Annotated in this window: 6 protein-coding genes; all 6 read right to left on the bottom strand. The window is 72.4% G+C overall.

The annotated features are described in order from the left end of the window. Window positions 1–464: 464 nt before the first annotated feature. Window positions 465–800, bottom strand: coding sequence for an RNA polymerase-binding protein RbpA (locus tag NBX02_RS08065; RefSeq protein WP_013873109.1), 336 nt, complete (start codon window positions 798–800; stop codon window positions 465–467). A 297-nt stretch (window positions 801–1,097) separates the two neighbouring features. Then, window positions 1,098–2,912: an ABC transporter substrate-binding protein gene (locus NBX02_RS08060; protein ID WP_250290691.1), complete on the bottom strand. Its 1,815-nt coding sequence runs from the start codon at window positions 2,910–2,912 to the stop codon at window positions 1,098–1,100. Further along, complete coding sequence (gene secG / locus NBX02_RS08055; RefSeq protein ID WP_250283334.1) at window positions 2,909–3,139, bottom strand: preprotein translocase subunit SecG; 231 nt, start codon at window positions 3,137–3,139, stop codon at window positions 2,909–2,911. The genes NBX02_RS08060 and secG overlap by 4 nt, the downstream gene beginning before the upstream one ends. A 355-nt stretch (window positions 3,140–3,494) precedes the next feature. Continuing rightward, entirely contained in the window at window positions 3,495–5,270 is a 1,776-nt protein-coding gene (locus tag NBX02_RS08050) for an ABC transporter substrate-binding protein (protein ID WP_250290689.1), read from the bottom strand. A gap of 204 nt (window positions 5,271–5,474) precedes the next feature. Further along, window positions 5,475–6,335: a triose-phosphate isomerase gene (gene tpiA / locus NBX02_RS08045; RefSeq protein ID WP_250290686.1), complete on the bottom strand. Its 861-nt coding sequence runs from the start codon at window positions 6,333–6,335 to the stop codon at window positions 5,475–5,477. Then, complete coding sequence (locus tag NBX02_RS08040; protein ID WP_250283314.1) at window positions 6,335–7,537, bottom strand: phosphoglycerate kinase; 1,203 nt, start codon at window positions 7,535–7,537, stop codon at window positions 6,335–6,337. The genes tpiA and NBX02_RS08040 overlap by 1 nt, the downstream gene beginning before the upstream one ends. Between the last annotated feature and the right edge of the window lie 96 nt (window positions 7,538–7,633).

Genomic DNA, 7,633 nt, shown 5'->3' with positions numbered 1-7,633 from the left:
CGCTGTGGCTGGTGGACCGGGCCGCCGCGGCCAGGCCCGTCAGCGCCGGGGCACCGCGGGCGCGCCGGGTCCCAGCGGGATGAGCCTCCCCGGCCGGAACGCCGCCAGCACCGCCGCCTGAGCTGCCAGAGCGCCAGCACCACCGCCAGCTACAGCTCTTGGCAGAGCGCAACGAACTCCGTCCCGCCTGGTGGCAGCTTCGTCCCGCCTGGTGGCAGAGCCGGCCGGCGGGGCCCGGACACGGACCATCGCAAACCGTCGCGTCCAGGCCCCGCCGGCCAGACAGCACACGCCCGGCCGGGCGCTACCAGGCCGGGCGTGCGGTGCCGCCATGCGGCCTGTGCAGTGCCACGCGGCTATGCAGTGCCACGCGGCTATGCAGTGCCACGCGGCTATGCAGTGCCACGCGGCTATGCAGTGCCACGCGGCTATGCAGTGCCACGCGGCTATGCAGTGCCACGCGGCTATGCAGTGCCGCGCAGCTTGGCCAGCGCCTCGGCCAGGATCGCCTCCCCGTCCTTCTCGTTGCGCCGCTCCCGAACGTAGGCGAGGTGCGTCTTGTACGGTTCGGTCTTGGGCGGAGCGGGCGCGTTGTCGCGGTCACGACCCGCTGGGAAGCCACAGTTCGGGCAGTCCCAGGTCTCGGGAATCGTGGCGTCCGCGGCGAACGACGGCCTGGTCTCGTGATTGTTGGCGCACCAGAAGGAAATCCGCTGTCGCGGGGCCGTCTCACCGCGTTCGGCTTCCCCCATGGGCCCCGCCCCTACCCGACTTCCTCTGATGGCGTTACCACCTGCCACGGTCCGCATGCTCCTTTGTCTCGTCCCGCTGATTGACTCCGGATCCGGCCCCCCAGCCGCCAGCCGGCCTGACCGAGTGTAAGACGAGAAGGGCCGATCTCGTCGCACCGACCACCATCGGTCACCCTCACAATCCGCTCTGGTGACCGAACGCCGTCACCGCTCCTCCCGCTCGCCCAGGCCTGCGAACGGAGCCGTGGCATGGAAAACACGGGCTGGGAAGGAAGCGGCAACCATGTCACCGCTCCGCTCGCACGCTCTCACCCGGCCTCTCGTCCCAGGCTCCGGCCTCTCGTCCTAGGCGATGCCCAGGGAGACGGCGGTGGGGTCGGCGGCGTCCAGCGAGGGGACCCGCAGAAAGCCGCGGACGTTGGCGCTGTGGAAACGGGGCGCGACGGTGACCGCGAGCGGAATGACGGCGGCGTCGGTGAGCAGCTCCCGCTCCAGGTCGCCCCAGCGGGTGGAGAGCGCGACCGGGTCACGCTCCCCGAGGGCGTCCCGCAGCAGCTGCGCGACCCGGTCGTTACGGTATCCGCCGTCGGCCGGCCGGGAGCCCGACCACTGCGGTTCCAGCAGCGGCTGGAACACGCTGCGCCCGGCATTGCCGAACCACTGCGGCGTCACCCTGGTCAGGGCGAGATCCCAGCCCACCGTGCTCGCGGGGACGGCGGCGCTCGCGGGGACGGCGGCGCTCGCGGGGACGGCGGCGCCTGGGTAGTCCGCGGCGGGGACCACATCGACCCGCAGCGTCACCCCCGCGCGGGCGAAGGCGTCCCGCAGCGCCGACGCGACAGCGGCGTCCTCGGCGGAGTCCGTGGTGAGCAGGACCAGGGCGGTCAGGGGACCGCCGCCGGCGGCGGTCCGCGTCCCCTCCCGGCAGCGCGCCGGATCGCCGGTCGACCCCAGCGTCGGGAACGGGTCGCGCGGCTGGAAACCGGCCATGGCCGGCTGCAGCATCTGCGCGGTGGTGGTGGCCAGGACCGGCCCGCCCAGCGCCGCGGCCACGGCGGCGCGATCCACGCAGTACACCAGCGCCTGCCGGACGCCGCCGCCACGCAGCGCCGCCGACGCCGGGCCGTGCTGGCCGACGGTGAGCAGCACGGTGGAACCGGGGCCGTCCGTGGACAGCCTGCCGTCGGCCCGGGTGTCCAGCGCTGCCACGTCGGCGGCGGGGACGGTGCTGTCCATCGCCATGTCGGCCCGGTCGGCGTCGATCTCGGCCTGGGCAGCGGCCGCGTCGACACCGGTACGCACCGTAACGTGATCGGCAAGCGCCGGGCGGATGCCGTCGGACGAGGCGACCCACGCCGGGTCGCGCGACAGCCGGAAGGACCCGTCACCGAGCGTGTCACCGAAGTGGTACGGCCCGTCGGAGATCAGGTTTTCCAGGTACTCGGGCGAGTTCGGGGCGTAGGCGAGGGCTTCCAGCGGCACCGGGGAAGCCGCGGGCAGGGCCAGCACGTCGGTGAAGTCCCCGGCCGGGGCGAGCAGGTGGAACTCGATCGAGTCGTCACCGACGACCTGGACGCCGTCGATACCGCGACGTTCGATGAAGTCGCGTACCCCCTCGGGCGGGGTTCTCATCAGCTCGTCGCAGTAGGCTGCGAAGCCGGCGACCGTCGCGGCGAAGTAGCCGCGCATGGGCGACGGGTCCGGCGGCGTGCACAGCCGTTTGACGCCGCGGGCGACATCGGTCGCGGTGACCCGTCTGATCCCGGGGGTGTCCCAGCGCGCGGCCGGGCGCAGGGTGACGGTGTAGGTCTTCCCGTCCGCGCTGACCGCCGGCGGCCCGACGGCCAGGTCCGGCAGGGGCGCGGCGGTGAAGACCGGGTCGGGGCTGGCCCGGTAGGAGTAGAGCTGACGGGAGACCAGCCGCAGCAGCATCCGCGAACCGGCGTCCGTCGCCCAGCCCGGATCACCGCTGGGCATCCTCCCGGTGACCAGGCGCAGCGTCCCACCCGGCTTGTCCGTTGGATCAGTGGTGACCGTGGGTATAACCGAAGTCACCGGTATGGGTGCCGGCTGTCCAGCACCTCCGCAGGCCGCGAGCGTGGCAAGGACGACCACGCAGAGCAGCCAGGCCGGGATCCGGGTACGCCAGCGGCCGCTCACCCCTTGAGCAGGAGGCCGAGGCCGATGATGCAGGTGAGCCAGATCAGCCCAATCATGACCGTCAGTCGGTCGAGGTTCTTCTCCACCACCGAGGAGCCCCCGAGCGAGGAGGAGACACCGCCGCCGAACAGGCTGGACAGCCCGCCTCCCTTGGCCCGGTGCAACAGGACGAGCAGCAGCAGAAGCACACTCGTGATGATCAGGACAATCGACAGCCCAACAGTCATCTCCGGACCCGCTCCCACACCGTCATCCCGTGATCATGTAAACCGCCCGGCCCGGCCGTGTCATCGCGCGACGCGGCAGGAAGCCCGACACGAGCAACCATGATCGCACCCCCTCCGGCCATACCCGCACCCGACGGCCCCCGGCAGCGCGACAAATGATCATCGCATCGCCTTCGACCATACCGATTCAGCAACCTCCGGCAGCGCAACGAACGATCATCGCACTGCCTTCGGCGGGGCTGACCGGCGGCATTCGTGCCAAGCTACCGCACGGCGGTCCCGCGGCCGGCGCGGCGCACCACCATCGGATCATGCCCGTGCGAGCCGTGGCCCTCCGACGGGCCGCCATGACGCCCTACGGTACGACACCGAGCGAGGCGAAGTCCGTCATCATGAACCCGGGCGAGTAGTGGATGTTGGTGAGCCGGCTGCTGTAGATGTTGAGCGCCCGGTCGTAGAGCAGCGGGACGTAGGCGGCGGACCCCACGACCGCCCGGTCCGTCTGCGTCCACAGGCTCGCCGTGTCCTCGCTGTCAGCGGCCCCGATGCCCTGCTCCAGACCCTGGTCGACCGCGGGCAGAGCCAGTTCGGCGATGTTGGTGCTGTACCGCGGCCGGATCGAGCCGCTGGCGGCGAGCGGGGCGAGGAACGCGTACGGCGTCGGCCGGGTGGCCGCGCCGGCGGCCAGGACGAGGCCGTACTTCATGGTGTGGACGTGCTCGGGGCTGTCCACCGCCGCGGCGTACCCGGCGTCGTCGAACTTCACGACGGTGACCGTGATGCCGGCCCGGGCGAGTGAGGCGCGGACGGCTTCGGCCTGGGCGAGGGAGAGCGGATCCGACCGGGTGACCAGGGTGGTCTCGAAGCCGTCCGGCCGGCCGCAGGCGCCCAGTTCTGTTCTCGCCCTTGCGGGGTTCCCGCTGCCGCCGGGGCTCGGGAAGAGGTCGAACCAGGAGAAGGAGCGCACCGGCGGGGTGAGCATCGTGGCCGCGATGTCGCCCCCGACGAGGGGGCCGCCCCGTGCGGTCTGCTGTGCGCTCTTGTCCACCGCCCAGGCCACGGCGTTGCGGCAGGCGAGCTTGTCCAACGGCGCGACCGTGGTGACCACGGCCAGGTAGCGCAGCCCGCCGGTGGCCTCGCTGGTGGTGCGGGCCGCGCGCAGGCCGGGGTTCGCGCTGATCCGGGCGGTGGCCTCGGCGCCCACCCCGCTCTGGTCGGCGGCGATGTCGGCCTGGTCGGTCAGGATGCGGCTGTCGATGTCGGCCGCGGCGAGCCCCATGCGTTCAACGACGCGGTCGGGGTGGGCGGGCCGGTTCGGGTCGGTCTGCCTGTCCCACTCCGGGTTGCGCACGAGGGTGAGGGACTCCCCCGGACGATAGTTCTCGATCTTGTAGGGCCCGGACGCCACCGGCCGGGATCCGTACCCGGCGCCGGTGTCGTGCGCCCGCGGCACCGGTGTGGAGACCGGGGAGGCCATCAGCAGGTTCCAGTCCGCGAACGGCCGGTTGAGCCGGAACGTGATGGTCCTGTCGTCCGGCGTGGTCACCGCGGCCAGCCCGAGACGGTCGGGCGTGGGGTCGGTGTAGGGACCCCGGTAGGGGTTCTTCTCGTCCTGGAGAAGCCGCACCACCTCGCCGGAGCCCGCGCCCCCGGAGCCCCCGGAGCCCCCAGCCAGCTCCGGGGCGAAGGCCCGCTCGATCCCGTACTTGACGTCCCGGGACGTGATCGGGGTGCCGTCCTCGAAGGCCAGCCCCTCCCGCAGCGTGTACGTCCAGGTGCGCAGGTCCTTCGGGGCCGGCACCTCGGTGGCGAGGTCACCGGCCAGCCTGAGCGCGCCGGGGCTGGGCGCGTACGTCACCAGCTGCCGGGAGATCCACCGCTGCTGGTTCCAGCAGCGCACGGACGCGGTGCGCTGGGGATCCCAGGAGTCGCAGTCGGCGGTGGCGAGCACCCGCAGCGTCCCGCCGTCGCGCGGCGAGGCGGCGATGACCCGGCTGCTGATCGCCGCGGGCGGGCCCGACGGGTCGGACGGGGCCTGCCGGCCTCCTCCCCCGCCCGTACAGGCGGCGAGAAGAAGGCCGAGGACGACCGTGACGGTTCCGGCCCGGATGATCGCACGACAGCGCGGCATGCCCCTGGCGGCCACTTGGGTTCGAGCCCCTTCCCGGCGGGGCCGCACCCCGCCACCGCAAGCCACCCAAGCACACCCCGGGCCGGCCGTGTCCGTCGGCTGTTCCCACGGCACCGGTCGCGATCACGGACCGCGCCGGCCGGCACAGCCCGTGATCGAGTCACCGGAGTCACCGGCATCGCCGGTGACGGTTCGTAGCCGCCGTCAGCTCGGCGGGGCGCTGCGGACGATCGCCGCGAAGTCCGCCGCGTCCAGGCTCGCGCCGCCGACCAGCCCGCCGTCCACGTCGGGCTGGGTGAACAGCTCCGCCGCGTTGGAGCCCTTCACCGAACCGCCGTAGAGGATACGGATGACCGCGGCGACTCCCGCGTCGAAACGCTCGGCGAGCCGCCCCCGGATCGCCGCGCACATCTCCTGCGCGTCATGGGCGGACGCGGTCCGCCCGGTGCCGATCGCCCACACCGGCTCGTAGGCGACGACCAGCGTGCGCGCCTGCTCCAGGGTGATCCCGGCCAGGGAGCCGTCGAGCTGCGCGAGGACATGGCGGACGTGGTCGCCGGCCACCCGCACCGGCTCGGGCTCGCCCACGCACAGGATCGGGGTGATCCCGTGCGCGTAGGCGGCCCGCGCCTTGGCCGCCACCAGGGCGTCGTCCTCGTGATGGTCCGCGCGCCGCTCGGAGTGGCCGACCACCGCATAGCCGCATCCCAGCCGGGCGAGCAGCGGCCCGCCGATATCCCCGGTGTGGGCGCCGGAGCCGTGCGGGGAGAGGTCCTGCGCGCCGTAGCCGATCGCGAGCTTGTCCCCGTCGACAAGGGTCTGGACGCTGCGCAGATCGGTGAACGGGGGCAGGACGACGACCTCGGCGTTGTCGAGCTCGACCGGCTTGAGGTCGAAAGCGATCTTCTGGACCAGCGCGATCGCCTCAAGATGGTTGAGGTTCATCTTCCAGTTGCCCGCGACCAGGATGCGCCGGCCCGTCCCCCGGGGCTTCTTCTTCCCGTTCTTCCCGTTCTTCTCGTTCTTCTCGTTCTTCTCGTTCTTCTCGTTCTTCTCGCTTGCCATCACACGTCCAATGCTGCGAGTCCGGGCAGGGTCTTGCCCTCCAGGTATTCGAGGCTGGCGCCGCCACCGGTGGAGATGTGGGTGAACGCCTCCTCGTCGATACCGAGGGTGCGCACGGCCGCGGCCGAGTCACCGCCGCCGACGATGGTCAGGCCGTCGAGCCCGGCGATCGTCTCGGCCACCCCACGGGTTCCGGCCGCGAACGGCGGGAGCTCGAACACGCCCATCGGGCCGTTCCAGAAGACGGTGCGGGCGCCGCGCAGCCGACCGGCGAACAGAGCCACCGACGCCGGCCCGATGTCGAGGCCCTTGCGGCCGGCCGGGATGGCCCCGGCCGCCACCACGGCGGTGGGCGCGTCGACGGAGAGCTCGTCGGCCACCACCACGTCGGTGGGCAGCACGATCCGGTCCCCCCCTTCGGCGAGCAGGCCCTTCGTGGTGTCGATCAGGTCCGCTTCCAGCAGTGACCCGCCGACGCCGTGGCCCTGGGCGGCCAGGAAGGTGAAGCACATCCCGCCGCCGATGAGCAGGGCGTCGACCTTGGGCAGCAGCGCCCGGATCACCCCGAGCTTGTCGCTGACCTTCGACCCGCCGAGGACGACAACGTAGGGACGGGCCGCGCCGCTGGCGAGGGTGCGCAGCACCTCAAGCTCCCTGAGCACGAGCTGCCCGGCCGCGTGCGGCAGCCGCTCGGGCAGGTCCACGACGCTGGCGTGCGCCCGGTGGACCGCGCCGAAGGCGTCCCCGACGTAGTAGTCGGCCAGCCCGGCGAGCTGGTCGGCGAACGCGGCCCGCACGGCCGCGTCCTTGCTGGTCTCCCCCGGGTGGAACCGGAGGTTGTCCAGGAGCGCGATCTCACCGTCGCCCAGCCCGGCGACAATCTTCTGCGCGTGTGTGCCGGCGATGTCGCCGGTGCCGTCCCCGGTGAACGCGACCGGCCGGCCGAGCAGCTGCGCGAGCCGGCCGGCGACCGGGGCGAGCGAGTACGCCGGGTCGGGTGTGCCCTTGGGCCGTCCCAGATGGGAGGAGACGACCACCCGGGCACCCCGGTCCAGCAACGCCCGGATGGTGGGCACGCTGGCGCGGACCCGCCCGTCGTCGGTGATCCGGGGTGTGTCGCCGGAACGGTCCAGCGGAACGTTCAGGTCGCTGCGGACGATGATCCGCCGCCCGGCGACCTGTAGATCGTCAATGGTCGTCACGCCATTACTCCGAAGTCCCAACCGGCTTCGGACGACACGTCCATGATCGTCGTGGCATCGCCCGAAGACACCAGAAGCCGCCAGTTTTTCCCCACC

Origin of the sequence: Protofrankia sp. CiP1_Cm_nod1, assembly GCF_920888515.1 — a bacterium.
In the GTDB taxonomy this organism is placed as follows: domain Bacteria; phylum Actinomycetota; class Actinomycetes; order Frankiales; family Frankiaceae; genus Protofrankia.
The sequence above is the reverse complement of the archived record's forward strand: the minus strand, read 5'-3'. Positions and strand labels throughout refer to the sequence as shown.